26 protein-coding genes are annotated in these 26267 nt (G+C 66.9%); 18 read left to right on the top strand and 8 right to left on the bottom strand.

Annotated features, from left to right (window positions below):
• The first annotated feature begins 12 nt into the window (after positions 1–12).
• The 17 genes from BLV60_RS03935 (at position 13) to mnhG (ending at position 16816) form a co-directional block, all read left to right on the top strand.
• Positions 13–903, top strand: a complete 891-nt coding sequence (locus BLV60_RS03935) for a prephenate dehydrogenase (protein ID WP_093050107.1) — start codon at positions 13–15, stop codon at positions 901–903.
• Between the two features lies 1 nt (position 904).
• A complete protein-coding gene (locus tag BLV60_RS03930) occupies positions 905–2917 on the top strand; it encodes a bifunctional 3-phosphoshikimate 1-carboxyvinyltransferase/cytidylate kinase (RefSeq protein ID WP_093050105.1) in 2013 nt (670 codons plus the stop codon).
• 215 nt (positions 2918–3132) lie between these two features.
• On the top strand, positions 3133–4821 hold the full coding sequence (gene rpsA, locus BLV60_RS03925; RefSeq protein WP_007829366.1) for a 30S ribosomal protein S1: 1689 nt from the start codon (positions 3133–3135) through the stop codon (positions 4819–4821).
• Positions 4822–4899: 78 nt separating this feature from the next.
• Complete coding sequence (locus tag BLV60_RS03920; protein WP_093050102.1) at positions 4900–5229, top strand: integration host factor subunit beta; 330 nt, start codon at positions 4900–4902, stop codon at positions 5227–5229.
• A 46-nt stretch (positions 5230–5275) separates the two neighbouring features.
• Positions 5276–5611: a LapA family protein gene (locus BLV60_RS03915; protein WP_093050099.1), complete on the top strand. Its 336-nt coding sequence runs from the start codon at positions 5276–5278 to the stop codon at positions 5609–5611.
• On the top strand, positions 5601–6770 hold the full coding sequence (gene lapB, locus BLV60_RS03910; protein WP_093050096.1) for a lipopolysaccharide assembly protein LapB: 1170 nt from the start codon (positions 5601–5603) through the stop codon (positions 6768–6770). Before BLV60_RS03915 ends, lapB begins: the two co-directional genes overlap by 11 nt.
• A 137-nt stretch (positions 6771–6907) precedes the next feature.
• Positions 6908–7228 carry a ComEA family DNA-binding protein gene (locus BLV60_RS03905; RefSeq protein WP_093050093.1) on the top strand — a complete coding sequence of 107 codons (321 nt, stop codon included), beginning with the start codon at positions 6908–6910 and terminating at the stop codon, positions 7226–7228.
• Between the two features lie 143 nt (positions 7229–7371).
• The gene (locus BLV60_RS03900; RefSeq protein WP_093050090.1) at positions 7372–8340 is read left to right on the top strand and encodes a TRAP transporter substrate-binding protein; all 969 of its coding nucleotides are present in this window, start codon (positions 7372–7374) and stop codon (positions 8338–8340) included.
• A 3-nt stretch (positions 8341–8343) separates the two neighbouring features.
• Positions 8344–8877 (top strand): TRAP transporter small permease, encoded by a 534-nt coding sequence (locus BLV60_RS03895; RefSeq protein WP_093050087.1) that lies wholly within the window; start codon positions 8344–8346, stop codon positions 8875–8877.
• A gap of 5 nt (positions 8878–8882) precedes the next feature.
• A complete protein-coding gene (locus BLV60_RS03890) occupies positions 8883–10196 on the top strand; it encodes a TRAP transporter large permease (RefSeq protein ID WP_093050084.1) in 1314 nt (437 codons plus the stop codon).
• A gap of 41 nt (positions 10197–10237) precedes the next feature.
• Entirely contained in the window at positions 10238–10615 is a 378-nt protein-coding gene (gene crcB / locus BLV60_RS03885; protein WP_093050081.1) for a fluoride efflux transporter CrcB, read from the top strand.
• Positions 10616–10692: 77 nt separating this feature from the next.
• Positions 10693–13641, top strand: a complete 2949-nt coding sequence (locus tag BLV60_RS03880) for a monovalent cation/H+ antiporter subunit A (RefSeq protein ID WP_093050078.1) — start codon at positions 10693–10695, stop codon at positions 13639–13641.
• Positions 13641–13991 carry a Na+/H+ antiporter subunit C gene (locus BLV60_RS03875; protein ID WP_093050075.1) on the top strand — a complete coding sequence of 117 codons (351 nt, stop codon included), beginning with the start codon at positions 13641–13643 and terminating at the stop codon, positions 13989–13991. The genes BLV60_RS03880 and BLV60_RS03875 overlap by 1 nt, the downstream gene beginning before the upstream one ends.
• A gap of 41 nt (positions 13992–14032) precedes the next feature.
• Entirely contained in the window at positions 14033–15700 is a 1668-nt protein-coding gene (locus tag BLV60_RS03870; RefSeq protein ID WP_093050423.1) for a monovalent cation/H+ antiporter subunit D, read from the top strand.
• Positions 15697–16188, top strand: coding sequence for a Na+/H+ antiporter subunit E (locus tag BLV60_RS03865; RefSeq protein ID WP_093050072.1), 492 nt, complete (start codon positions 15697–15699; stop codon positions 16186–16188). Before BLV60_RS03870 ends, BLV60_RS03865 begins: the two co-directional genes overlap by 4 nt.
• Positions 16185–16463 carry a K+/H+ antiporter subunit F gene (locus BLV60_RS03860; protein WP_093050069.1) on the top strand — a complete coding sequence of 93 codons (279 nt, stop codon included), beginning with the start codon at positions 16185–16187 and terminating at the stop codon, positions 16461–16463. Before BLV60_RS03865 ends, BLV60_RS03860 begins: the two co-directional genes overlap by 4 nt.
• Positions 16460–16816, top strand: a complete 357-nt coding sequence (mnhG, locus tag BLV60_RS03855; protein WP_093050066.1) for a monovalent cation/H(+) antiporter subunit G — start codon at positions 16460–16462, stop codon at positions 16814–16816. The genes BLV60_RS03860 and mnhG overlap by 4 nt, the downstream gene beginning before the upstream one ends.
• A 10-nt stretch (positions 16817–16826) precedes the next feature.
• On the opposite strand, the gene BLV60_RS03850 is transcribed toward mnhG, so the two are convergent.
• The 4 genes from BLV60_RS03850 to nadC are packed head-to-tail and all read right to left on the bottom strand — an operon-like array spanning position 16827 to position 21624.
• The gene (locus BLV60_RS03850) at positions 16827–17642 is read right to left on the bottom strand and encodes an FRG domain-containing protein (protein ID WP_256328828.1); all 816 of its coding nucleotides are present in this window, start codon (positions 17640–17642) and stop codon (positions 16827–16829) included.
• The gene (locus tag BLV60_RS03845) at positions 17639–18625 is read right to left on the bottom strand and encodes a Bug family tripartite tricarboxylate transporter substrate binding protein (RefSeq protein WP_093050063.1); all 987 of its coding nucleotides are present in this window, start codon (positions 18623–18625) and stop codon (positions 17639–17641) included. Before BLV60_RS03845 ends, BLV60_RS03850 begins: the two co-directional genes overlap by 4 nt.
• Positions 18626–18640: 15 nt before the next feature.
• On the bottom strand, positions 18641–20782 hold the full coding sequence (gene phnN / locus BLV60_RS03840) for a phosphonate metabolism protein/1,5-bisphosphokinase (PRPP-forming) PhnN (protein ID WP_093050060.1): 2142 nt from the start codon (positions 20780–20782) through the stop codon (positions 18641–18643).
• 8 nt (positions 20783–20790) lie between these two features.
• The gene (gene nadC / locus BLV60_RS03835) at positions 20791–21624 is read right to left on the bottom strand and encodes a carboxylating nicotinate-nucleotide diphosphorylase (RefSeq protein WP_093050057.1); all 834 of its coding nucleotides are present in this window, start codon (positions 21622–21624) and stop codon (positions 20791–20793) included.
• 152 nt (positions 21625–21776) lie between these two features.
• Here nadC and BLV60_RS03830 point away from each other — a divergent pair, with 152 nt between their 5' ends.
• The gene (locus BLV60_RS03830) at positions 21777–22328 is read left to right on the top strand and encodes a MarR family winged helix-turn-helix transcriptional regulator (protein WP_093050054.1); all 552 of its coding nucleotides are present in this window, start codon (positions 21777–21779) and stop codon (positions 22326–22328) included.
• A 46-nt stretch (positions 22329–22374) separates the two neighbouring features.
• Here the strand turns inward: BLV60_RS03830 and BLV60_RS03825 are convergent, their stop codons facing one another.
• The 4 genes from BLV60_RS03825 to BLV60_RS03810 are packed head-to-tail and all read right to left on the bottom strand — an operon-like array spanning position 22375 to position 26221.
• A complete protein-coding gene (locus BLV60_RS03825; protein ID WP_093050051.1) occupies positions 22375–23397 on the bottom strand; it encodes an XdhC family protein in 1023 nt (340 codons plus the stop codon).
• 14 nt (positions 23398–23411) lie between these two features.
• On the bottom strand, positions 23412–24080 hold the full coding sequence (locus BLV60_RS03820; RefSeq protein ID WP_093050048.1) for an SRPBCC family protein: 669 nt from the start codon (positions 24078–24080) through the stop codon (positions 23412–23414).
• 33 nt (positions 24081–24113) lie between these two features.
• Entirely contained in the window at positions 24114–25334 is a 1221-nt protein-coding gene (locus BLV60_RS03815; protein ID WP_093050045.1) for a vWA domain-containing protein, read from the bottom strand.
• The gene (locus BLV60_RS03810; RefSeq protein ID WP_093050042.1) at positions 25331–26221 is read right to left on the bottom strand and encodes an AAA family ATPase; all 891 of its coding nucleotides are present in this window, start codon (positions 26219–26221) and stop codon (positions 25331–25333) included. The genes BLV60_RS03815 and BLV60_RS03810 overlap by 4 nt, the downstream gene beginning before the upstream one ends.
• Between the last annotated feature and the right edge of the window lie 46 nt (positions 26222–26267).

Below are 26267 nucleotides of genomic sequence, written 5' to 3'. Positions count from 1 at the left end.
CAGCCCCACAACATGTTCGAACAACTGGGACTGATCGGCTGCGGCCTGATGGGCGGCTCTTTCGCGCTCGCACTCAAGCGCGCGAAGCTGGTGAAACGCGTGGTCGGCTACAGCAAGTCGCCCTCCACCACCGAGCGGGCTCGCCAGCTTGGCGTGATCGACGTGGTAGCGCCTTCGGCGCTGCTGGCGGTGTCAGGCTCCGACATCGTGCTGCTGGCGGTGCCGGTGGCCGCATCGGAAGCCACATTCAAGGCCATCCGCCACGGCATCTCGAACGAGACGCTGGTGATGGACGTCGGCTCGACCAAGGGCGACGTGATCGAAGCCGCGCGCAACGGCCTGCAGCGCCAGTTCGCGAACTTCGTGCCGGCACACCCGATCGCCGGCAAGGAGCTCTCGGGTATCGAGCACGCAGAGGCTTCGCTGTTCACCGGCCGGCAGGTCGTGCTGACGCCCGTGAAGACCACGCTGCGCTCGAACGTGCAGCGGGCCTCGCAGGTGTGGAGCGGCATCGGCGCGCACGTCGTCACCATGACGCACGAAGAGCACGACGCCGCTTTTGCCGCCGTGAGCCACCTGCCGCACCTGCTGGCCTTCGCGTACACCAACGCCATCGCCAGCCAGCCGCAGGGCGACCGCTTCCTGAGCCTCGGGGGACCGGGCTTTCGCGATTTCTCGCGCATCGCCGCGAGCGACCCGGTCATGTGGCGCGACGTGCTGCTGGCCAACCGCGAACAGGTGCTGCAACAGTCGCAGGCCTTCCGCAAAGCGCTGGACGACCTCGAAGCGCTGATGGCCGCTGGCGATCTGCAGGCGCTGGAACAATCCATCGCCGCCGCCAGCAAGGCCCGCGCGGCCTGGAAACCGGCCACCGACACCTCGTCGCAGCAGCAGGACAACTGAAATGTTCTCGACGACCTTCCTCGATCTCCCGCCCCTCGCGGGCGCGGCCGGTACGGTCCGGCTGCCGGGCTCCAAGAGCATCTCCAACCGCGTGCTGCTGCTCGCCGCGCTCGCGAGCGGCACCACCACCATCCACGACCTGCTCGATTCAGACGACACGCGCGTGATGCTCGACGCCCTGCGCGCGCTCGGCTGCGGCATCGACCCGGACGGAAACACGCTGCGCATCACCGGCCTCGGCGGCCAGCTGAAGCCCAGCGAAACGCTGCTGCCGCTGTTCCTCGGCAACGCCGGCACCGCGATGCGCCCGCTCACCGCGGCGCTGTCACTGCTGGGCGGTGAGTTCGAGCTGAGCGGCGTTCCGCGCATGCACGAGCGCCCCATCGGCGATCTCGTCGACGCGCTGACCCAACTCGGCTGCCGCATCGACTACCTCGGCAATCCCGGCTATCCACCGCTGCGCATCCATCCGGTGCCCCACGGTGATTTGGCGCTCGACGCGCCGATCCGCGTGCGCGGCGACGTGTCGAGCCAGTTCCTCACCGCCCTGCTGCTGGCGTTGCCGCTCGCGGCGGCCGGCGACATCGTGATCGAAGTGGTCGGCGAGCTGATCTCCAAGCCGTACATCGAGATCACGCTGAACCTGCTCGCGCGCTTCGGCATCCAGGTGCGGCGCGACGGCTGGGAGCGCTTCACCATTCCGGCGGGCAGCAGCTACAGCTCGCCCGGCGACATTCACGTCGAGGCCGACGCCTCGTCTGCTAGCTATTTCATAGCATTGGGCGCTATAGCGACGGGTGTTTCCGGCAAGGACGGCATCCGAATCGAAGGCGTGGGCGCCGATTCGATCCAGGGCGACATCCGCTTCATCGACGCCGCCCGCCAGATGGGCGCGCAGGTCGACAGCGGTCCGAACTGGCTCGAAGTGCGCCGTGGCGCCTGGCCGCTCAAGGCCATCGACCTCGACGCCAACCACATCCCCGACGCCGCGATGACGCTGGCCGTGATGGCGCTGTACGCCGACGGCCCGAGCACGCTGCGCAACATCGCGAGCTGGCGCGTGAAGGAAACCGACCGCATCGACGCCATGGCCAACGAGCTGAAGAAGCTCGGCGCCGCCGTCGAGGCCGGCCCGGACTTCATCCGCGTGCACCCGCTGGCGCAGGCCGGCTGGCGCCCGGCGAGCATCCACACCTACGACGACCACCGCGTGGCCATGTGCTTCTCGCTCGCGGCATTCAACCCGGCGGGGGTGCCGGTGCGCATTCTCGATCCGCACTGCGTCGCCAAGACCTTTCCCGATTACTTCGAGACCCTGTTCTCGGTGGCAGAGGCCGCCGAGGTGCCGGTGATCTGCATCGACGGCCCGACCGCTTCCGGCAAGGGCACGCTCGCGGCCGAAGTGGCGCGCCTGCTCGGCTACCACTACCTCGATTCGGGCTCCCTCTACCGCGTGACCGGCCTGGCCATGCGCCGCGCAGGCCTGAGCGCTGACGCCCAGCACGAAACGCAGATCGCTGCACTCGCGGCCGCCCTGCCCCTGCAGTTCACCGAAGGAAAGGTGCTGCTGGCCGGCGAAGACGTCAGTGACGACATCCGCACCGAAGCCGCTGGCATGGACGCATCCCGCGTCTCCACGCTGCCAGCCGTGCGCGAGGCGCTGCTGGCCCTGCAGCAGCGCTTTCGCCAGCTGCCCGGCCTGGTGGCCGACGGGCGCGACATGGGCACCGTGATCTTCCCTGACGCGACGCTCAAGGTCTTCCTCACGGCCAGCGCCGCCCAGCGCGCCGAGCGGCGGCATAAGCAGTTGATTTCAAAGGGTATTTCGACTACACTCGACAGTCTTCGCTCCGACTTGGAAGCACGTGACGCCCGGGACTCATCCCGCAGTGTCGCCCCTCTGAAGCCGGCGCAGGACGCCCGCCACCTCGACAACTCCCAGCTGTCCATCGAGCAATCGATCGATCAGGTCTTGGACTGGTGGCAACAAGTACAGCCTTTCAAGCCCGCTTGAAAAGCTGGCGCCCGACGGAATATCCCGAAATATTCATAGGGCGCATACCGCTCCAGCAGGCTCCTTCCGCGCGACAGCGCACCGGCCTGCTGGTTGTTCAACCAACCCGGGTTTATATCCAAAAAGCCCACAAAACCGCCGTCTACAGACCCACAGCAGCCGCACGCAATTTCGCAAGAGCGCCTGCCAACCCTGCCTGACGGAAGGAACCATAAATGTCTGAATCTTTTGCCGACCTATTCGAAGAGTCCCTGAAGCGTTCCGAAATGCGCACCGGCGAGGTCATCACGGCCGAAGTCGTGCGTGTCGAACACAACCACGTCGTCGTCAACGCCGGTCTGAAGTCCGAAGCGTATGTGCCGATCGAAGAGTTCAAGAACGACAAGGGCGAACTCGAAGTTCAGGCCGGCGATTTCGTTTCCGTTGCCATCGGCAGCGTTGAAAACGGCTACGGCGACACCATCCTCTCGCGCGACACCGCCAAGCGTCTGGCTTCGTGGCTCGCCCTCGAGAAGGCACTGGAATCGGGCGACTTCGTCACCGGCACCACCAGCGGCAAGGTCAAGGGCGGCCTCACGGTCCTGGTCAACGGCATCCGCGCGTTCCTGCCGGGCTCGCTGATCGACACGCGTCCGATCAAGGACCTGACCCCGTACGAGAACAAGACCCTCGAATTCAAGGTCATCAAGCTCGACCGCAAGCGCAACAACGTCGTGCTGTCGCGCCGTGCCGTGGTCGAAGCCAGCATGGGCGAAGAACGCGCCAAGCTGATGGAAACGCTGAAGGAAGGCGCAGTCGTGCGCGGCGTGGTCAAGAACATCACCGAATACGGTGCGTTCGTGGACCTCGGCGGCATCGACGGCCTGCTGCACATCACCGACATGGCATGGCGCCGTGTTCGCCACCCGAGCGAAGTCGTTCAGGCCGGCCAGGAAATCACCGCCAAGATCCTCAAGTTCGACACCGAAAAGAACCGTGTCTCGCTGGGTCTCAAGCAAATGGGTGACGACCCGTGGATGGGCGTTTCGCGCCGCTACCCGCAATCGACCCGCCTGTTCGGCAAGGTCACGAACATTGCCGACTACGGCGCGTTCGTCGAACTCGAACCCGGCATCGAAGGCCTGGTGCACGTCTCCGAAATGGACTGGACCAACAAGAACATCGCTCCGAACAAGATCGTCTCGCTGGGCGACGAAGTCGAAGTCATGGTCCTGGAAATCGACGAAGACAAGCGCCGCATCAGCCTGGGCATGAAGCAATGCAAGGCCAACCCGTGGCAAGAGTTCGCGCAAAACACCAAGCGCGGCGACCGCGTCAAGGGCCCGATCAAGTCGATTACCGACTTCGGCGTGTTCGTGGGTCTGGCTGCCGGCATCGACGGCCTGGTTCACCTCTCGGACCTCTCGTGGAACGAAGCCGGCGAAACCGCCGTTCGCAACTACAAGAAGGGCCAGGAAGTCGAAGCGATCGTGCTGGCTGTGGACGTCGACCGCGAGCGCATCAGCCTCGGTATCAAGCAGCTCGACAGCGACCCGTTCACCACGTTCACCACCGTGAACGACAAGGGCCAGATCGTGACCGGCAAGGTCAAGACCGTGGACGCCCGCGGCGCTGAAATCGACCTCGGCGAAGACATCATCGGCTACCTCCGTGCTTCGGAAATCTCGCGCGACCGCGTCGAAGATGCCCGCAACGTGCTGAAGGAAGGCGACGAAGTCACCGCCATCGTCGTGAATGTGGATCGCAAGACCCGCAACATCCAGCTGTCGATCAAGCAGAAGGACATGGTCGACGAACAAGGCGCCATGGCCAGCCTGAGCCAGCAGTCGGCACGCGAAAACGCGGGCACGACCAGCCTGGGCGCCCTGCTGCGCGCCAAGCTCGACAACAACGACAGCAAGTAAGCTGAGTCGGAAGACAGAGCAGGCCCTGGGGCCGCTCTGTCTTTTTTTTCGTCCACGTTTTTCGTTTATGTTCGGCCTATGACCCGCTCAGACCTCGTCGAAGAACTCGCAGCGCGCTTTGCACAGCTCACGCACCGCGATGCCGAATACGCCGTCAAGACCATCCTCGATGCCATGAGCGACGCGCTGGTGCGCGGACACCGCATCGAGATCCGTGGCTTCGGCAGCTTCTCGGTCAACCGTCGTCCGCCGCGCATCGGCCGCAACCCGCGTTCGGGCGAGAGCGTGCAGATTCCCGAGAAGCGGGTGCCGCACTTCAAGCCCGGCAAGGCGCTGCGCGAAGCCGTCGATGCACGCACCGCGGAGCTCGACGCCGGCGGCAAGGAAGCCAAGGGCCGCAAGGCCTGACGCACGTGGATGCAAACGTAGAATGCTCCCGGCAACGGGAACGGCTATGAAATACCTCCTGTGGCTGCTCAAGGCAGCCATTTTTTTTACGCTCTTCGCTTTCGCGCTGAACAACCAGCACGACGCGACCGTCTATTTCTTCTTCGGCACCTACTGGCGCGCGCCGCTGGTGCTCGTCGTGCTCGCGGCCTTTGCCGGCGGGCTCGTGGTGGGTGCGCTGGGCATGCTGCCGGGCTGGTGGAAGCACCGCACCGCCGCGGCACAAGTGCCTGCCGCTGCCGAAACCCAGGCTTCCGCACCGTCGACCGCCACGACCGCGCCCGCAGCGGCTCCGACCATCTCCGCCACCGACCTCCCCGCCGTACGTCAACATGGACTTTGATCCCAGCTGGCTGCTGATCAGCCTGCCCGTCGCCTTCGTGCTCGGCTGGCTTGCATCGCGCTTCGACATCCGGCAACTCAAGCTCGAGAACCGCCAGGCCCCAAAGGCCTACTTTCGCGGCCTCAACTTCCTGCTCAACGAGCAGCAGGACCAGGCCATCGACGCCTTCATCGAAGCCGTACAGAACGACCCCGACACGCAAGAGCTCCATTTCGCACTCGGCAATCTCTTCCGCCGTCGCGGCGAGTACCAGCGCGCAGTGCGCGTGCACGAGCACCTGCTGGGCCGCGGCGACCTGAGCCGCAGCGACCGCGAACGCGCACAGCACGCACTGGCGCAAGACTTCCTGCGCGCCGGCCTGCTCGATCGTGCCGAAGCCGCGCTGCAGAAGCTCGAAGGCACGCGCTACGAGAACGAGGCGCGGCTGTCGCTGCTGGCCATCTACGAGCGCTCGCGCGAATGGGCACAGGCCGCCGACGTGGCGCAGAAGCTCGACGAATCAGACCAGGCCAGCTACAGCACGCGCCGCGCGCATCACCTCTGCGAGCAGGCGACCGAACGCGTTGCGGCGGGCGACCTGCCCGGCGCCGCAAAGCTGCTCGCGCAGGCCGTCGAACTCGCGCCGCAGGCACCGCGCCCCGCCATCGACACAGCCAACCTGCAGTTGCGCAACGGCGAGGCGGCCGCGGCCTTCGACACGCTCGTGGCCCTTAGCGAGACCGCACCGCTGGCGCTGCCGCTCTACGCAGCCGCGCTGCAGCAGGCTGCCGTGGCCGCGCACCGCGAAGGCGAAGCGCTCGCACTGCTGCAACGCCGCTATGTGGAGTCGCCGTCGATCGACGTGCTCGAGGCGCTGATGGCGCTCGGCGGCACACCGACCGCCACCGCAGAAGAACCCAACCCCACGCCGCGCGACGGCTACATCGCGCATCTTGCACAGCAGCCTTCGCTGGTCGCGGCCTCGCGCTGGCTCGCGGGCGAACACTTCGAGCACCAGCAGTTTCATCCGCAGGTGCAGCGCGCGCTCGACCAGGCCACCCGGCCGCTCATGCGCTACCGCTGCGCAGCCTGCGGTTTCGAGGCGCACCAGTACTTCTGGCACTGCCCTGGCTGCCAGGCCTGGGACAGCTATCCGCCGCGCCGCGTCGAAGAACTCTGATCACATTTCTGAACAATGGTCACGTAGAAGCCGGCACGGCTTTTACGCGTCAACGCCGTTCTTTCCCTCCTCGTTGAGCCTGGGCCGACGCTTCTGTCGGCTGTCACTCATCAACAAAAAAGAGGGAGTTTTTCATCATGTTCAAGAAGATCCTGGCCATCACGGCCATGCTGTTCGCGGCCGTTTCGTTCGCCGCCGTCGACGTCAACAAAGGCACCGAGGCCGACCTCGATGGCGTCAAGGGCGTTGGCCCGTCGATGTCCAAGCGCATTCTCGAAGCACGCAAGGAAGGCGAGTTCAAGGACTGGCCCGACCTCATGCAGCGCGTCAAGGGCGTGAAGGAGAAGAAGGCGGCCAAGCTGTCGGCCGAGGGCCTGACGGTCAATGGCAAGAGCTTCGGTGGCGCGGCGCCATCCGCATCGAAGGAAGCGAAAGCTCCCAAGGCCGCCAAGCCCTGATTCCGCTCCGGTAGAAATATGCAAAGCCGCCTTCGGGCGGCTTTTTCATGCGCGCCATGGCAGGGAAATGCCTCAGGAAGTGGTCCGGAATTTGCACGTAAGCTTCCTTTCGTTTTGCTTTCAATCCATTCCGGAGCGCGTACATGAATCACAAGTTCGGCATTGCCCTCGCGGGCCTCACCCTCGGCGCCGCAGCCTTCGCGCAGACCAAGTGGGACCTCCCCACGGCCTACCCCGCCACCAACTACCACACGGAAAACATCACGCAGTTCGCGAAGGACGTCGACGCCGCCACGGGCGGCAAGGTGAAGATCACGGTGCATGCCAACGCCTCGCTGTTCAAGGCACCCGAGATCAAGCGCGCCGTGCAGAGCGGCCAGGCGCAAGCCGGCGAGATCCTGCTGGCCAACTACGCGAACGAGAACCCGATCTACGCGCTCGACGGCGTGCCCTTCCTCGCCACCACCTACCCCGAGGCAAGGAAGCTCTACGACGCATCGAAGCCCGCCATGGACAAGTTGCTCGCGGCCCAGGGCATCAAGGTGCTGTTCATGGTGCCGTGGGCGCCGCAGGGCATCTACACAAAGAAGGAAATCGGCTCGGTGGCCGACCTGCGCGGCATCAAGTGGCGTGCCTACAGCCCGGCCACCGCCAAGATCGCCGAACTCATCGGCGCGCAGCCCGTGCAGATCCAGCAGGCCGAGCTCAGCGCGGCCATGGCTACGGGCGTGATCGAGAGCTACATGAGCTCGGGCTCCACCGGCTACGACACCAAGACCTACGAGCACATCAAGAACTTCTACGACACGCAGGCGTGGATCCCGAAGAACGCGATCCTCGTGAACGCCAAGGCCTTCGACGCGCTCGACGCCACCACCAAGGCCGCCGTCACCAAGGCCGCGGCCGACGCCGAGGTGCGCGGCTGGAAGGTCGCGCAGGAGAAGAACGACGAATACAAGCGCCTGCTCGCCGAGCGCGGCATGAAGGTTCACAAGCCCTCGCCCAAGCTCGACGCCGACATGCGCCAGGTCGGCGGCATCATGCAGACCGACTGGCTCAAGGCAGCCGGGGCCGATGGCGCCGCCATCGTCGACGCTTATAAAAAGAAGTAAGCCGTGCGCCGCTTCCTCGACCGCCTGTACGACGGTGCAGGCGCGCTCGGCGCGTTCTGCGTGTTCCTGATCTTCGTGCTGATGATCCTGGCCGGCGTGGGCCGGCAGATGAACTGGTACGTGAGCGGGCTCAACGACGTGGTGGCCTGGCTGTGCGCCGCCGCCGCGTTCTTCGCGATGGCGCATGCATTCCGTCACGGCGACTTCGTGCGCGTGACACTGCTGCTCGAAGCCGCGCCGCCGAAAGTGCGGCGCATCCTCGACGTGACATGCCTGCTGATCGCGTCGGTGTCGGTGGCCTACCTGACCTACTGGGCCACCAGCTTCACCTACGAGAGCTACGAATTCGCCGAGATGGCGACTGGCCTCGTCGTCATTCCGATCTGGATTCCGCAATCGACCTTCGTCATCGGCTGCTGGCTGCTGCTGATTGCCATGGTCGACGAGCTGGTGGGCGTGGTGCGCGGCGAGAAGCCCAGCTACCAGCGCGCCATCGAAGAGCGGCATGCTGCCGGCGATTTCTCCTCCGACGTCTGACGCCTATGCTTGAAACCCTGCTCATGGGCGCGCTGCTGCTCGCCATCATGCTGCTCCTGCTTGCGGGCGGCGTCTGGATCGCGATGACGCTGGCCATCGTCGGCTGGGTCGGCCAGGCCTTCTTCACCAACACGCTGCCGGGCAAGAACCTGTTCTCGGCCTTCTGGGAAAGCAACGCCAGCTGGGAGCTCGCGGCGCTGCCGCTGTTCATCTGGATGGGCGAGATCCTCTTCAGAACCAAGCTGAGCGAGGAGATGTTCGAGGGCCTGCGCCCCTGGCTCAACCGCGTGCCCGGCCGGCTGATGCACACCACCATCCTCGGCTGCGGCGTGTTCGGATCGGTCTCGGGCTCATCGGCGGCCACCTGCGCGACCATCGCCAAGGTGGCGCTGCCCGAGCTCAAGCGCCGCGGCTACAACGAGAAGCTGGCCATCGGCTCGCTCGCCACCGCGGGCACGCTGGGCATCCTGATTCCGCCATCGATCACGATGGTGGTGTACGCCGTGGCCGCCGACGCGTCGATCATCCGCATCTTCCTGGCAGGCTTTCTTCCGGGCTTTCTGCTGATGCTGCTGTTCTCGGGCTACATCGGCTGGTGGAGCCTGCGCAATCCCGACCAGGTGCCGCCGGCCGATCCGCCGACCACCTTCATGGAGAAGATCCGGCTCTCGGGCAATCTGATTCCCTGCGCGCTGCTGATCGTCTTCATCGTCTGGGTGCTGGTGGCGGGCTGGGCCACGGCCACCGAGTGCGCGGCCTTCGGCGTGCTGGGCTCGCTGGCCATCGCGGCCTGGGGCCGTAGCCTCACCTGGAAGAACTTCAAGGACGGCATCATGGGCGCCACCCGCACCAGCTGCATGATCATGTTCATCCTGGCCGGTGCCGCCTTCCTCACCAAGACCATGGCCTTCACCGGCATTCCGCGCGAGCTGGCCGAGTGGGTCGACAGCATGCACCTGTCGCCCTATGCGCTGATCGGCGCGCTGGTCGTCGTGTACCTGGTGCTGGGCACGGCGCTCGACGGCATCTCGATGATCGTGCTGACCAGCGCGGTGGTGCTGCCGATGATCCAGAAGGCCGGCTTCGACCTGATCTGGTTCGGCATCTTCATCGTGCTGCTGGTCGAGATCGCCGAGGTCACGCCGCCGGTGGGCTTCAACCTCTTCGTGCTGCAGAACATGACCGGGAAAGACAGCAACGTGATCGCCAAGGCTGCCATTCCGTTCTTCTTCTGCCTGGTGCTGTGCATCGTGCTGATCACGCTGTTCCCGAGCATCGTGACGATCCTGCCCGATGTGGTGATGGGCAAGGAGAAGTAGAAAGAGAAGGGCCGTCCGGCAGCTTGCGGATAATCGCCGGCATGCTGCTGAACGTCCTCGTCATCTGCCTCGCCGCGTGTGTCGGCGCCCTCATGCGCTGGGGCTTTGCCCTGTGGCTCAACCCCGGCGGCATCCTGCCCTGGGGCACGCTGGCGGTGAACCTCATCGGCGGCTACCTGATCGGCGTGGCCATCGGTGTGTTCAACGGGCTACCCCACATCGACCCCGCGTGGCGGCTCATGGTCATCACCGGCTTCCTGGGCACGCTCACCACCTTCTCCAGCTTCTCCGCGGAAGTGGTCGGCATGCTCATGGGCGGCAGGCTCGGCCTCGCGATGGGCACGATCGCGTTGCACCTTGGCGGCTCGCTGTGCATGACCTGGCTCGGGTTGCGCACGGTGCAGGCTTTCTCCTCCTGAATCGAGCGAAAAACTGCCTTATGTCTTGCGGTTATAGATAGGGCCTTCCATAGGGTCGGTCGATAGAATTGCCCGCAATGCCCCTGGTCTTTCTCATCGCCCTCCCCTTCATTGCCAGCGTGCTGGCCGCGTTGATGCCTTCCAACGCACGCAACAGGGAGTCGACGCTGGCGGGGCTGGTCGCGCTGGGCTGCGCCATCCAGGTCGCATGGTTCTTCCCGCAGATCGCGCACGGCAATGTGCTGCGGCAAGAAATCGAATGGCTGCCGGCCCTCGGCCTGAACCTCGTGTTCCGCCTGGATGGCTTCGCATGGCTGTTCTGCATGCTGGTGCTGGGCATCGGCGCGCTGGTGGTGCTCTATGCGCGCTACTACATGTCGGCCTCCGATCCGGTGCCGCGCTTCTTCTCGTTCTTCCTCGCGTTCATGGGCGCGATGATGGGCGTGGTGCTCTCGGGCAACCTCATTCAGATGGTGCTGTTCTGGGAGCTCACCAGCCTCTTCTCCTTCCTTCTCATCGGCTACTGGCACCACCGGCGCGACGCTCGGCGCGGCGCGCGCATGGCGCTCACCGTCACCGGCGCTGGCGGGCTGTGCCTGCTGGCCGGCGTGCTGGTGCTCGGCCGCATCGTCGGCAGCTACGAGCTCGACGTGGTGCTGGCCTCGGGCGACCTCATCCGAGCGCACGCGCTGTACCCGGTCGCACTGGTGCTGGTGCTGCTCGGCGCCTTCACCAAGAGCGCGCAATTCCCGTTCCACTTCTGGCTGCCGCGCGCCATGGCCGCGCCCACGCCGGTGTCGGCCTACCTGCACTCGGCCACGATGGTGAAGCTCGGCGTGTTCCTGATGGCGCGGCTGTGGCCCGTGCTCTCGGGCACCGAGCAGTGGTTCTGGATGGTGGGCGGCGCGGGCGCCGTCACGCTGCTGCTCGGCGGCTTCATCGCCATGTTCCAGCGTGACCTGAAGGCGTTGCTGGCCTACTCGACCATCTCGCACCTCGGGCTCATCACGCTGCTGCTGGGCCTCAACAGCCCGCTCGCGGCCGTGGCGGCGGTGTTCCATGTGATGAACCACGCGACCTTCAAGGCGTCGCTGTTTATGGCGGCCGGCATCATCGACCACGAGACCGGCACGCGCGACATCCGCAAGCTCAGCGGGCTGATGCGGCTCATGCCCATCACGGGCACGCTGGCCATCATCGCCAGCGCCTCGATGGCCGGCGTGCCGCTGCTCAACGGCTTTCTCTCGAAGGAAATGTTCTTCGCCGAGACGGTGTTCATCCAGTCGACGCCGTGGGTCGACTTCAGCCTGCCGGTCATCGCCACCATCGCGGGCATCTTCAGCGTGGCGTATTCGGCGCGCTTCGTGTTCGACGTGTTCTTCGGCCCGCCCTGCGGCGACGAGGTGCCCAAGCACCCGCACGAGCCGCCGCACTGGATGCGCGTGCCGGTCGAACTGCTGGTGCTTCTGTGCCTGGTGGTGGGTGTGGTGCCAGCGTGGTCGGTCGGCCCGATGCTGGCGGCGGCCGCCACGCCGGTCGTCGGCGGCACGCTGCCCGAGTACAGCCTGGCGGTGTGGCATGGCTTCAACCTGCCGTTGATGATGAGCTTCGTCGCGCTGGTGGGCGGCGCCGCGCTGTACCTGCTGCAGCGCCGTCGTCGCGCACGCGGCGGCCTCGAGCACACGCCGCTGCTGCATCGCTTCGACGGCCAGGTCATCTTCGAGCACCTGCTCGCGCTGCTCAGCGAAGCGGGCCGGCGCAGCCGCCGCCTGTTCGGCACGCGCCGGCTGCAGTGGCAGTTGCTGCTGCTGGTAGTCGCGGCCGTGGCGGGCGCCGCGGCTTCCCTGTGGGCCACGCCCGCCGCACCCGGCACGCGCGAGCTTTTGCCCTTCTCGCCGATGTTCGCCATGACCTGGATCATCGGCGGTACCTGCGCGCTGGCCGCCGCATGGCAGGCCAAGTTCCACCGGCTGGCAGCGCTGATGCTGGCCTCGGGCGCGGGGCTGGTCTCTTGCGTGACCTACATCTGGTTCTCGGCACCCGACCTCGCGTTGACCCAACTGGTGGTCGAGGCCGTGACCACGGTGCTGATCCTGCTCGGCCTGCGCTGGCTGCCGATGCGCAGCAAGGACGTCATTCAACCTGCACGCGCGCGGCTGCGACCGTGGGGCCGGCGCGGGCGCGACCTGCTGGTGGCCACCATCGCCGGCGGCGGCATGGCGGCGCTGGCGTGGGCCATGATGACGCGCAACTTCCCGCAGAGCATCTCGCCCTTCTTCCTCGAACACGCGCTCACCGAGGGCGGCGGCACCAATGTGGTCAACGTGATGCTGGTCGACTTCCGCGGCTTCGACACCTTCGGCGAGATCACCGTGCTCGGCGTGGTCGCGCTCACGGTGTATGCGCTGCTGCGGCGCTTCCGCCCCGCGATCGAATCGATGGCCCTGCCGGTCCAGCAGCGGCTGCAAGTCGACGACGGCAGCAGCGACCTGCTGAACCCGCGCCGCGCCAAGGACACCGCCGTGGGCTACCTGATGGTGCCGGCCGTACTGGTGCGGCTGGTGCTGCCGCTGGCGGCGCTGGTGTCGGTCTACTTCTTCATGCGCGGCCACAACGCGCCGGGCGGCGGCTTCGTCGCGGGGCTGGTGATGTCGGTCGCGCTGGTGCTGCAGTTCATCGTCTCGGGCACCGAATGGGTGGAAGAGCATCTGCGCATTTACCCGCGCCGCTGGATCGCCATCGGCCTGCTGCTGGCGCTGGCCACCGGCGGCGGCGCGGTGTTCTTCGGCTATCCCTTCCTGACCACGCACACCGCGCACCTGCATCTGCCGCTGCTGGGCGAGGTGCACGTGCCCAGCGCCCTCTTCTTCGACATCGGCGTGTTCGCGCTGGTGCTCGGCGCCACCATGCTGATCCTCACCGCGCTGGCCCACCAGTCGATACGAAGCCACCGCTGGGCCGACGAGCAGGCCGAAAAAGAAGCCGAAGCCGCCGCGGCGGCCGTCGCCGCCGGGGGAGCCAGCTGATGGAAATCGTGCTCGCACTCGCCATCGGCGTGCTCACCGGCTCGGGCGTGTACATGCTGCTGCGCCCTCGCACCTTCCAGGTCATCATGGGCCTGACGCTGATCTCTTACGCGGTCAACCTCTTCATCTTCAGCATGGGCCGGCTCAAGGTCGACAGCGAGCCGGTGCTCATCAAAGGCCTCACCTCCACGCTGGCCAACACAGCCGACCCGATGCCTCAAGCCCTCGTGCTGACTGCCATCGTGATCGGCTTTGCGATGACGGCGCTGTTCCTCGTTGTGATGCTCGCCTCGCGCGGCCTCACCGGCACCGACCACGTGGACGGTGAAGAGCGGCAGGAGGCAGAGTGAAAGAGATCTTCCACCTGCTCGACGAACTGCTCGAGTTCAGCATGCCGCACCTGGTGGCGGTGCCGATCCTCGTGCCCATGCTCACGGCCGCGCTCATGCTGCTGCTGGGCGAGAACCGGCGGCGCACCAAGTCGGCCCTGAGCGTGGTCTCGGGCCTCGTCGGCCTGCTTGCCGCGCTCGCGCTGCTGCGCTGGGTGAACGCGGCCGACACCGGCGGCGGCCCCGGCTCCATCGGCGTCTACCTGCCGGGCAACTGGCGCGCGCCCTTCGGCATCGTACTGGTGGCCGACCGGCTCTCGACCATGATGGTCGCGCTCACTGGCGTGATCGCCTTCGCCGCATCGATCTATTCCACCTCGCGCTGGGACCGCGCGGGCGTGCATTTCCATCCGCTGCTGCAACTGCAGCTCATGGGCCTGAACGGCGCCTTCCTCACGGGCGACCTGTTCAACCTGTTCGTCTTCTTCGAGGTGATGCTCGCGGCCTCCTACGGCCTGCTGCTGCACGGCTCGGGCCGGCTGCGCGTGCAGGCGGGCCTGCACTACATCGCGATCAACCTCGCTGCGTCGTCGCTGTTCCTGATTGGCGCGGCCATCCTCTACGGCGTGACCGGCACGCTCAACATGGCCGATCTCGGCGTGCGCATTGCCGAACTCGCGCCGGGCGACCGCGGCCTGGTGCACGCGGCGGCGGCCATCCTCGCGACTGCCTTCTTCGCCAAGGCCGGCGCGTGGCCGCTCAACTTCTGGCTGGTGCCGGCCTACAGCGCATCGGTGTCGCCGGTGGGCGCGGTGTTTGCGCTGCTGACCAAGCTCGGCGTCTACACGATCCTGCGGCTGTGGACCGTGCTGTTCGCGCCCGACACCGGCGACTCGGCCGCCTTCGGACAGGCGGCGCTGGTTGGCGTGGGCCTTGCCACGCTCTTCGTCGGTGCGCTCGGCATCGTCGGCACGCAGCGGCTATCGAACCTCGCGGGCTTCAGCGTGCTGGTATCTGCGGGCACTCTGCTCGCGGCGGTCGGGCTCGGCCAGCCGGCCGTGTGGGCCGGAGCGCTGTACTACCTGCTGAGTTCCACGCTCGCGGTCGGCGCCTTCTTCCTGCTGACCGACATGATCGAGCGCTGGCGCAACGCGGGCATGAGCGTGGCGCCGCACGAGGCGGCCGGCAACGCGCCCTTTCTCGCCGAAGACCTGCGCGCACTCAACGACGTGAACCTCGACGACGAGGCGCAGGCACTCTACGGCCGTGCGATTCCCGCCGGCGTGGCATTCCTGGGCCTGAGCTTCATGGGCTGCACATTGCTGCTCGCGGGCCTGCCGCCGCTGTCGGGCTTCATCGGCAAGTTCGCGATGCTCTCGGGCATGCTCGGCGCCAAGGCGATCGGCACCGCCGGCTGGATCTTTCTTGCGCTGCTGATCACCTCGGGCTTTCTCTCGCTGATTGCATTGAGCCGCACCGGCATCCGCCACTTCTGGACGCAACTCCACCCCACCATGCCCTCGCTGCCCGCACTCGAAGTGCTGCCGGTGGCCGGGCTGCTCGCGGCCAGCGTGGCGCTGACTGTGTGGGCCGGGCCTGTCATGCAGCACGCCAGGGTCACCGCTGAAGGACTGAAGACACCCACGCCCTATCGCAACGCGGTGCTGGGCGCGCGGCAGATTCCGAATCCGGTGAAAAAGGAAGAAGCAAAGGAAGGCACGGCCCCATGAAGCGCCTGATTCCTTCTCCGTCGCTGTCCTTCGCGCTGTTCATCGTCTGGCTGCTGCTCAACCAGTCGCTCGACGCCGCCACGCTGCTGGCGGCCCTGATCCTCGCCATCGCGGTGCCGCTGCTCACCGAGGGCCTGCGCCCGGCGGCGGTACGCATGCGTCGGCCCGGCGTCGCGCTGCGGCTGTCCTTCGTCGTGACCTTCGACATGCTGAAGTCGGCGTACGACGTGGCCCGGCTGCTGCTCACGCGACGCACCTCGCGGATCGCCTCGAAGTTCGTGCAGATTCCGCTCGACATGCGCGACCCCAACGGGCTCGCGGTGCTGGCCATGGTGATGTGCCTCACGCCCGGCACCGCCTGGGGCGAAGTGTCGTTCAACCGCAGCACGCTGCTGATCCACGTGTTCGACGTGGACGACGAGGCCGCCTTCGTCGCACTGATCAAGCAGCGCTACGAGCGCCCCCTGATGGAGATCTTCGAGTCATGACACCCATCCTCTTCTGGGCCCTGAAGTTCGCGCTGTTTTTGCTGGCCGTGGCCATGCTGTGCGCGCTCTCGCGGTTGCTGATCGGCCCGAGCGCACAAGACCGCGTGATGGCGCTCGACTGCCTCTACATCAACGGCATGCTGATGATGCTGGTGCTCGGCATCATCTACGCGAGCAACGTCTACTTCGAGGCGGCGCTGCTGATCGCGCTGTTCGGCTTCGTCGGCTCCACGGCCATGGCCAAGTTCCTGCTGCGCGGGGAGGTGATCGAATGACGGACTTCATCGTGGGCCCGCTGCCGCTGTGGGCCGAGATCATCACCGCCGTGTTCGCGGTGCTGGGCGCGGCCTTCGCGGCCATAGGTTCTTTCGGCCTGGTTCGGCTGCCCACCTTCTTCCGCCGCATCCATGCGCCCACACTGGGCGCGACGGTCGGCGTGTGGTGCATGACGGTCGCCACCATCGTCTATTTTTCGGTGCAGGGCTTCAGCCTGTTCCTGCATGCGGTGCTGATCGTGCTGTTCATTGCGCTCACGGCGCCGATCACCACCATTTTTCTTATGCGTGCGGCGCTGTTCCGCGAGCGGCAGAAGGGTGGCGACGTGCCGCCCGAGGCGAAGTCGGGCTGACGACGACGAATCAGTCGCTGCCGGGTGCCGGCCGCTGCCAGATTTCCTCGAGTTCGTAGGCAATGGACCGGGCCAGCCCTTCCAGGTCCGGGAACAGCGTGGCCTGCGTGATGTTCATGCGGTACAGCGCATGCATCGCCTCGGCGCGGAGCTCGCGGCCCAGCACCACCTTCTCGATCAGCGGCTGCGCGCTGCGATAGCTGCGCAGCACCTCGTCCAGCGGCATCTCCAGCGTGCCGGGCATGACCAGCAAGCCCGATTGCGCGACCAGCCGCCGGTCCATCTCCGACGGTTCGCCAAACCAGACCATCGGGTGCCTGTTGTCGGCGAAATAGCGCTCGAAATTCCCCTGCACGCGGGGATCGATCTCGTCGCGCGTCAGCGTCGCATCGTGGCTCGGCGCAGCCGACCACAGCCACGGCGTGTTCAGGGCATACACGGCGGCATCGCCCGCCGCCTGCTCGACCGCGAAGAAAGCGGCCACGAAAGGCGACTTCGTGAAATCGAGCAGCCGCGTCGGCGCCCCGTGATGCTGCATCAGGGCCAGGCAGCGCAACTCGTCCTGCAGCACCGAGCGGTCGGGAAGATAGACATGCGCCTTGCGGCGAAAGATGCGGATCGCCCGCTCTTCGCGCAGCCGCCATTCCTGGCGGCTCAAGGAGTCGCGCAAGAGGCGCCGGGAAAGCGAACTGAACAGGGCCCACCCCGGATCAGCCTGCCCGCGGAAGGCCCAGCCGTCGCGCCGGTCGCAATGGTCGACGAACTCGGCCCATGACCGCACGCGGATTTCCTGCATGGGAGACGGCACGAGGGAGCGCGTGTTCATTCTGCGGTAAGTCCGATTTTCTTCGACAGGATGGCAAACCGGTCGATGTCGCCATCGACGATCTTCTGGAATGCCTCGGGCCCGTCGTTGGCCGGCGTATAGCCCAGGCTTGCCAGTGTGCTCTTCACGTCGTCACGCGCCATGATCTTTGCAAAGCCCTCATAGAGCCGGTTCTTCACCGCCGGTGGCATGCCCTTGGGTGCCAGCAGGCCGTGCCACTGGCTCAGCTCGTACCCCGGCAGGCCCTGCTCCGCCACTGTAGGCACATCCGGTAGTTGTGCAAACCGCTCCCTGGAGGTGACCGCGAGCGCCCGGAGCCTGCCGGCCTTGATGAACGGCAGGGCGCTGGACATCGTGATGACCCCCACCGCCACCTGCCCGCCGATGATGTCGTTCAGCGCGGGGCCGCAACCCTTGTAGGGCACGTGCAGCATGTGGACCTTGGCCTGGATGTTGATGAGCTCCCCCGCCAGGTGCTGGGGCGTGCCGGCGCCGCAGGACCCGTAGGACAACGTGTTCTTCTGCGGAGCGGCGCCCGCCATGACCTCGGCGAATGTCTTGTACGGCGAAGCCACGGGCACGACGATCACGGAGGCGATGTAGGCCACGTTGATGATGGCCGTGAAATCGGACTTGGGGTCGAAGGGCAGTGCCTTGAAAACGCCCGGGTTGACGGCGAAGGAGCTGTTCACCATCAGCAGCGAACTTCCATCGGCCGGCCGCCCCGCGACATAGCGCGCGCCGAGATTCCCGCTGGCGCCCGGCCGGTTTTCGACGACGGTCGTCCTGCCCAGGCCTTCGGCAGCGTGGCTTCCGATCAGCCGCGCCAGCATGTCGGTGCCGCCGCCCGGCGGAAAGGTCACCGTGATCTCGAGCGGCGCGCCCGGCCCTGCGGCCTTGTCACCGCCCGCGGCCGACGGCCCGGCGAAGACGAGTGCCGCGGCAAGCATGGCGATCCGGACCGTTGGGCTGCAGCGATTCATGCGCGACTCCTTCGTTCATCTCACGGCCGCTTCGTCGGTCGGGTGGAGGGTGGCAGCGGTGTGCCATGGCAATGGAACGGGTGGCGGCTCGAGGCGGATGCCCGTGGCGCATTCGGCCTTGCCGCCGCGAAAGTGTCCGGCATGCAGGCGCTCCAGGCAGGCGGCAAGGTCTTGGGCCGAGGCCGCATGAATCCGGTACAGCGGATCGCCGACCCGGACCGTGTCCTCGACCTTGCAGAGCAGGTCGATGCCGGCCCCCTTGTCGTGCGGAGCGCCGGCCCGCCGTGCGATGCCGGCAATCGCCCATCCATCGATGGCGGCCACCCGGCCGTCGCGCGGCGCGACCACGAGGTGCGTGAACGCACCGGGCGCTGCAAGAGGTTCATCGCGGCGCCCCTGCGCGTCGACGATGCGGTCGAACGCCCGCCTCGCCGCGCCCGATTGCAGAAGCTCCAGCGCACGCTTGCGGCCCGCCTCCACCGACCCCACCGCGGGGTCCCAGGAAAGGATGAGCCCGGCGAACAGCAGCGCCTTCTCGCGCAGGTCGGCCGGTGCACGCGCATCGTTGTCGAGCACGCGCTGCGTATCGCGCAGCTCCAGCGCGGGGCCGATGCCGCAGCCGATCGGCTGGCTGCCATCGGTGGCCAGCGCGCGCACCTGCAGGCCGAGCCCGCGGCCGGTGGCCTCGAACAGCGCCGCCAGTTCCAGGGCGGCCTGCTTCGTGCGGATCTTGGCGTGCGGGCCATAGGGCAGGTCGACGATCACATGGGTCGCGCCCGCCGCCTTCTTCTTCGACAGGATGGACGCGACCGACCAGCGGTTCGAATCCATCGCGAGCGGCCGGGTGATGGCGTTCATCACCTCGTCGAGCACCGAGTGGCTGAGCCGGCCGTTCCAGGCAATGCAGGCGCGCGCCTGTGCAACGCAGCGCCGCACGTCCTGCGCGCCGAGGTCCACGCGGGCCACGACTTCCATCACGTCCGCCGTTCCCGCTGCGGAGGTGATCGCGCGCGAAGAGGTCTTGGGCATTGCGAGCCCGTGCGCCGCCACTAGCGGCACGACGATGGGGCTGAGCCGGTTGCCGGGCACGCCGCCCATCGAGTGCTTGTCGACGACGATGCGCTCGTCCCAGTCGATCTGGCGCGCCAGGCTGGCACGCACGCGGGCCAGGCCCAGGACTTCGGCATCCGAAAGATGCTGCGTCGCGGCGACCAGGAACGCCGTCAGGTCGCGGTCGTTGTAGCGGCCTTCGACCACGTCGCGCAGCACCCGGCGGTACTGTGCCTCGTCGAGGGCTTCGCCGCGAATCTTGCGCGTGAGGAGTTCGCGGCTGCGTGGCGGCGGAATCGCGCGCACCATCACCTGGCTGCCCTGCGGCGCGCCCAGCGCATCGAAGGTCTCGCTCGAAAGCCCGATCTCGCCGGCCCGCAGCGCACCGTCAATTGCGCAGACATGGACGCGGGCTTTCAGGCGCGAGACGGCGCCCTCCCCGAGGCTGGCCAGCAGTTCCACGTGGCCGGCCGCGCCCGTCAATGCGTCGGCGGATGGCAGGTAGGCCATGCGGTCCGCGCCGCCATGCATCGCAAGACGGCGAACGGTCCGCCGCCCTCGAAACGATTCGATGGCCTCGACGAAGCGGTCGATGCCTTCGGTCAGCGTCGCATCGTTGTCCACGGTCAGCGACGCCACCGAATCCGGGACCGGTTCGCCGCGCCGCGCCAGGCGTTGCAGCAGCTCGTCGCCGCTTTCGCGCCCGCGGCCTGCGATGCGCGCCGCGAGCATTTCCGGCGGCGCCCCCACCTCGATCACGCACAGGCCCGGCAGCCGGGCAGCCAGCGCGCCAACGATGCGGCGGGAGCCGTTGGCAATGACGTGTTGCCCGTTGTCGAGCGCTCGCAGCAGCGACGACGCCAGGCCATAGCGCAAGCCATGTGCCTGCCATGTCGCCAGGAATTCGCCGGCCGCCTCGCGCTGGCCGAATTCGGTTTCGGACACGCTGTCGTGGTCTTCGCCGGGCGATGCCGCGGGCCGCGTGATGGTGCGCCTGGCAAACACATGCCGGCCCGCGGCCGACAGGCGCTCCCTGGCACCGTCGATCAGCGCGTCTTTCCCCGCACCGCTCGGGCCGACGACCAGAAAGAAAAGGCCGGCATCCATGACGGCGCTCAAGCCTCGTCGAGGCCGATGTCGACGGCCGCCGCGGCCTGCGTGATCTTGCTTGTCGAGATGTAGTCGACGCCGGTTTCCGCAATGGGCCGGATCGTCTCCAGGCGAATGCCGCCCGAGGCTTCGATCCTGGTGCGCCCGTTGACCAGATCCACCGCCTTCTTCATGTCGGCGACCGACATGTTGTCCAGCATGATCACGTCGACGCCGGCTTTCAGCGCTTCGCCGACCTGGTTCAGGCGGTCGCACTCCACCTCCAGCTTGGTTAACACCGGCAGCGTCTTGCGAGCCCGCTCGACCGCGGCCATGATGCCGCCGCAGACGGCGATGTGGTTGTCCTTGATCATCACGCCGTTGTCGAGGCCGAGCCGGTGGTTCAGGCCGCCGCCGCAGCTCACGGCGTGCTTTTCGAGCATGCGCAGGCCGGGCGTGGTCTTGCGGCTGTCGATCAGCCTTGCAGAGGTGCCTGCAATGGCATTCACGTACTTCGCCGTCTCGCCGGCGATGCCGCACAAGCGCTGCATGATGTTCAGTGCCGTGCGCTCGGCCGTGAGAATGCTGCGCGCCGCGCCGCGCACCTCGAGCAGGATGGCACCCTTTTCCACGCGATCGCCGTCGGCCACCTTCACCTTGATTTCGAGCGACGGGTCGTAGCGCTGGAACACCCGCGCCGCCACGTCAACGCCCGCAATGATCATCGGCTCGCGCGCATTCATCTGGAACGCGCCGGTCTCGTGCTTGCCGATCATGGCCTGGACCGTGAGGTCGCAGCCTCCGATGTCTTCCATGAGCCATTGGTCGATCAGGCGATCGGTCGAAAACGTGTCGTACATCTTTCGCTCCATTGATTAGCTATCGAAACTTATCGCCAGTCTACGATCGCTGCGCCTGATGTCAATAATAATTTTATATCTAAGTTAAATCAAGGTACCCCAGGAAGAAGCGCACCACCTGCGTGCATCGATGCATTTATCATCGGTTCGCCATGAGAGACCGACCACAAACCCCGCCCGCCGACGCGCCCGAGCCCAGCCAGGAACGGCTGGCGCACATCGTCAAGGACGCGGCACGCGCCTACGTTCGCGCATTGCAGATGCGGCTGGTGTCCCATTCGGTGTCGTATGGCCACTGGTCGATCCTTCGTGTGCTGTGGGACCGCGACGGCCTGACGCAGCGCGAACTCAGCGAGCAGGCCGGCATCGCCGAGCCGACCACGTTCACGGCCGTGAAGGCACTGGAAACGCTGGGCTACATCGAGCGCATGCACCTGCCGGGCAACAACAAGAACGTGCACGTCTACCTGACGAAGTCAGGCAAGCAGCTCAAGCGCAAGCTCGTGCCGCTGGCCGAGGAGGTCAACGAAGTCAGCGTGCGCGGCGTGTCCGCCGAAGATGTGGAGACCACGCGGCGAGTCTTGCTCGCCATCCTCGCGGCGCTGGCCGAAGACGAGGCTGCGGCCGAGGGCACGAAGCGGCGGATGCCCTCGACGCGGGAACTGGGCAAGCGGCTCGCCGATATCGGCATTGCCACGTCCTGAGGCGGCGGCTCAGGGCCTCAAGCCCTGTCTGCGCCCTGAGCGCAGATCAGCTCGGCAGCAGCTGCTGCATCTCCTTGGCCCGCGCCACCTCGACCTCGCGCGGCAACGTCACCGCATTCTTCACAGCCAGTATCTCGGCCATCACGCTGACCGCGATCTCCGGCGGCGTCTTGCTGCCGATGTAGATGCCGATGGGTCCACGCAGACGCGCGAGCGATTCTTCGGTCTGGTCGAAGTGCTCGATCATGCGGTCGCGCCGCGCGTCGGCATTGCGGCGCGAGCCGATGGCGCCGACGTAGAAGGCTTCGCTCTGCAGTGCTTCGAGCAGCGCGAGGTCGTCGAGCTTGGGATCGTGCGTGAGCGCAACCACGCAGCTGCGGCGGTCGGGCTTGAAGGCCAGCACCGCGTCGTCGGGCATCTCGGTCGTGATGTGCACGCCGGGCAGCGACCACGCGGTGCGGTACTCGGCGCGCGGGTCGCACAGCGTCACGGCAAAGCCGCTGAACTTGGCCATCGTCGCGAGGTACTCGGCCAGCTGGCCGGCGCCGATCAGCAGCATGCGGTACTCGGGGCCGAAGGTGTTGGTGAGCTCGGTGTCGTTCACGCTGAGCTCGTCGGGGGCTTTCGCCTCGGCGAGCCGCACCGCGCCGGTGGCGAGCGTCACCGTGCGCTGCATGAGCTTGCCTTGTTCCAGCTGCGCGACCAGCAGGTCGAGCGAGCTGGCATCGGGCGCGTATTCGAGCAGCAGCTCCAGCGTGCCGCCGCAGGGCAGTCCGAAACGATGCGCCTCGTCGGCAGTAATGCCGTACTTCACGAGCGCGGGTGGCGCACCCAACGGCACGTCTTCGCCCTTGCCATGGGCGTGGCTGTAGCGCGCGATCAGGTCGTCCTCGATGCAGCCGCCCGAGACCGAGCCGACCACCGCGCCGTCTTCGGCCAGGGCCATGATCGAACCCACGGGCCGGGGCGACGAGCCCCAGGTGCGCACGACTGTCGTCAGCAGCGCGCGCTTGCCGGCACGCCGCCAGTCGCGCAGCGTGCGCAGCACCATGACGTCGAGGTTTTCCATGGCGCGGCCGGTTCCTAGCTGCTGGCGTCGCCCGGTGCGGCGGGCGCGTCCTTGTTGTCGCTGTTGTCGTCCTTCTTGCCGAGGCCGATCTTCTTCATGAGGCCGGACATCATGCCGGCCTTCTCTGCAGGCGCGTCGGCGGTGGCTTCCACGACGGGCGCGGGCGGCGGGCCGTAGCGGCTCTGCATCTCGGCCTCGAAGCGCTTGAAGAAATCGTCGGCGGTCGACTTGGCTGCGCCGTCGATCAGACGCTGGCCGAGCTGGGCGATCTTGCCGCCGACCTGGGCCTGCACGGTGTAGTCGAGCTCGCAGCCGGGGACAGCAGGAGGCGATGCGGCCTCGGCTTCATGCACGACGGCAGCCTCGGCTGGTGCAGCTTCGGCCGTTACCGGCTTGAGCGAGACACTCGACGAGCCCTTGGCGAACCCTGCCACGCCGCCCTGCCCTTCGAAGCTCAGCTTGTAGCCATCGGGCGCCACGATGTCCGACAGCATCACCTTGCCGTTGAACTTGGCCGACACCGGGCCGATCTTGACGGCGAGCGCGACGCTGTACTGGTTGTCGCCCGTGAGTTCGAACTTGTCGCAACCGGGAATGCACTTCTTCAGCGTCTCGGGGTCGTTGAGCGCTTCCCAGGCCTGTTGTTGGGTGATGCCGAGGCGGCGGTTTCCGAGCATTTCCATGGTGGGTTCCTTTGTCTTCCTTCCCGGGCAACGCTAGCGGCCGGACCGCATCAGGGCGGCCAGGCTCGCTGCGAGCTGTTCGAGTGCGCTGAGATTGTGAACCGCCAGCATCGCGTCTGCTTGCCGGTGCAGAACACTGGCCCCACGCGCCAGAGGGGCGTAGCCCTCGAAGCGCAGCAAGGGGTTGAGCCACAGCAGGCGGCGCGAATGGCGCTTGAGCCACAGCAGCTCCTGTTCCAGCAGCGACGGCTCGCCGGTGTCGAGGCCATCACTGATCACCAGCACCAGGGTGCGGCGGCCGGTCAGGCGGCGGGTGTGGGCTCGACGCAATTCGGTCAAAGAGCTGCCGAGCCGGGTGCCGCCCGCGAAGTCGTCGATGGCGAGGCTGGCGGCGCCGAGCATGGCGTCGGTGTCGGCGAGCCGGAAGGCGGGGGTCAGGTCGGTCAGGCGGGTGCCGAAGGCGAACACGTCGCGCCGGCCAGCCCGGCGGGTGGCGGCGTGCAGGAAAGCCAGCAGCAGCCGCGCATAGCGCTCCATCGAGCCCGACACATCGACCAGCACCAGCAGCGGCAAGGGCTGCTGGCGCCGGGCCAGTTTGGGCAGCCGCAGGATCTCGCCGCCCGTGCGCGCCGCCTCGTGCAGCACGCCTGGCCAGTGCATGCGCGCGTGCTGCCGGCCCGCGTCGCCAGCCACGCGCAGACGGCGCGACGGCAGCTCGGGAATCGGCAGCCTGATGTCGCGCGCCAGCCGCTCGACCAGGCGGTATTCGGAAGCGCCGAGCGCGTTGAAGTCCGCATGCAGCAGGCGCTGGCGGTCGCTCGACGTCATGGCAGCGTCGAACTCGATCTCGCGGTCGGGCTTGGCCAGCTCGGCTGGCTTGGCAGGGTTGCGCGGTGCGGTGAGCGCCTCGCGCACGCGCGGCCGGCGCTTCGATGGCTCCGCCTTGCCTTCGGCGCTCGGCAGCATCTGTGCGAGCAGCTTGTTGGCCAGCTCCGGATCGCGGAACCAGGCGTCGAAGAGTTCGCGGAACACCATGCGATCCTGCTCGCGGCTCACCATCACGGCTTCCATCGCGGCGCTCAGGTCGAGCCTGTCTTCCACGCCTACCAGCGTGGCCGCTTCGGCAGCCAGCGCGATGCGCATGGCGTCGGTGCGCACGCCGGCACGGCGCAGCGCACGGCCGAAGGCGGTGATGTTGCCGGCGAGCTTGCCGCTGCGAACGTCGCCGAGTTGCTGGATACCGGTGGTCGTCATGCCTCGGGCTTGAGCAGGTCCGACGCCAGCTCCCGCGTCAGCGCGGCCACGTCGTCGCGCTGCTTGAACAGGATGCCGGCGGTGTCGACCACCACCTCGGGGTCGAGCTCGACGGTGTCGAGCGCAATCAGCGCCCTCGCCCATTCGACGCTCTCGGCGATACCGGGTGCACGTTGGAAGGCGTTGACGAAAGGCGCCTCGCGCAGCCGCGCGACGAATGCCGACACCTGCGCCGACAGCTTCTCGCCGGCCTGCGGCACCTGCGCGCGCACGATGGCCAGTTCGCGCTCGCGCTCAGGGTAGTCGAGCCAGTGATAAAGACAGCGACGCTTGACCGCATCGTTGAGCTCGCGCGTGCGGTTGCTCGTGAGGATGGTGACGGGCGGCACCACGGCGCGCACCGTACCCAGCTCGGGAATGCTCACCTGGTACTCGCCCAGGTATTCAAGCAGGAAGGCCTCGAAGGGTTCGTCGGCGCGGTCTACCTCGTCAATGAGCAGCACGGCGCCGGGCAGCGGCGTCTGCAGCGCCTGCAGCAGCGGGCGGCGGATCAGGTAGTGCGGCTGGTAGACCTCGGCTTCAACGTCGCGCGCCGCGCCCGTGGCCTCGGCCGCGCGCATGTGCAGCAGCTGCGCTGCGTAGTTCCATTCGTAGAGGGCTTCGCGCTGCTCGAGACCGTCGTAGCACTGCAGGCGCAGCAGCTCTCGGTTCAGCGCGGTCGACAGTGCTTTCGCCAGCTCGGTCTTGCCGACGCCGGGCTCGCCTTCGAGCAGCAGCGGGCGCTGCAGCTTGAGCGCAAGAAACACAGCCGTCGCCAGCCGCCGGTCGGCGAAGTAGCCGGCCTGCACCAAAGCTTCGGAAAGGGAATCGATGGTCGGAAAGATCATGGCGAAGCGTAGCGGAAGACGCGAGGGTATCGCGCCTTCCGGTGGG

Origin of the sequence: Variovorax sp. YR634, from assembly GCF_900106655.1 — a bacterium.
Lineage (GTDB): Bacteria > Pseudomonadota > Gammaproteobacteria > Burkholderiales > Burkholderiaceae_C > Variovorax.
This window is presented reverse-complemented; position numbering and strand designations above follow the sequence as displayed.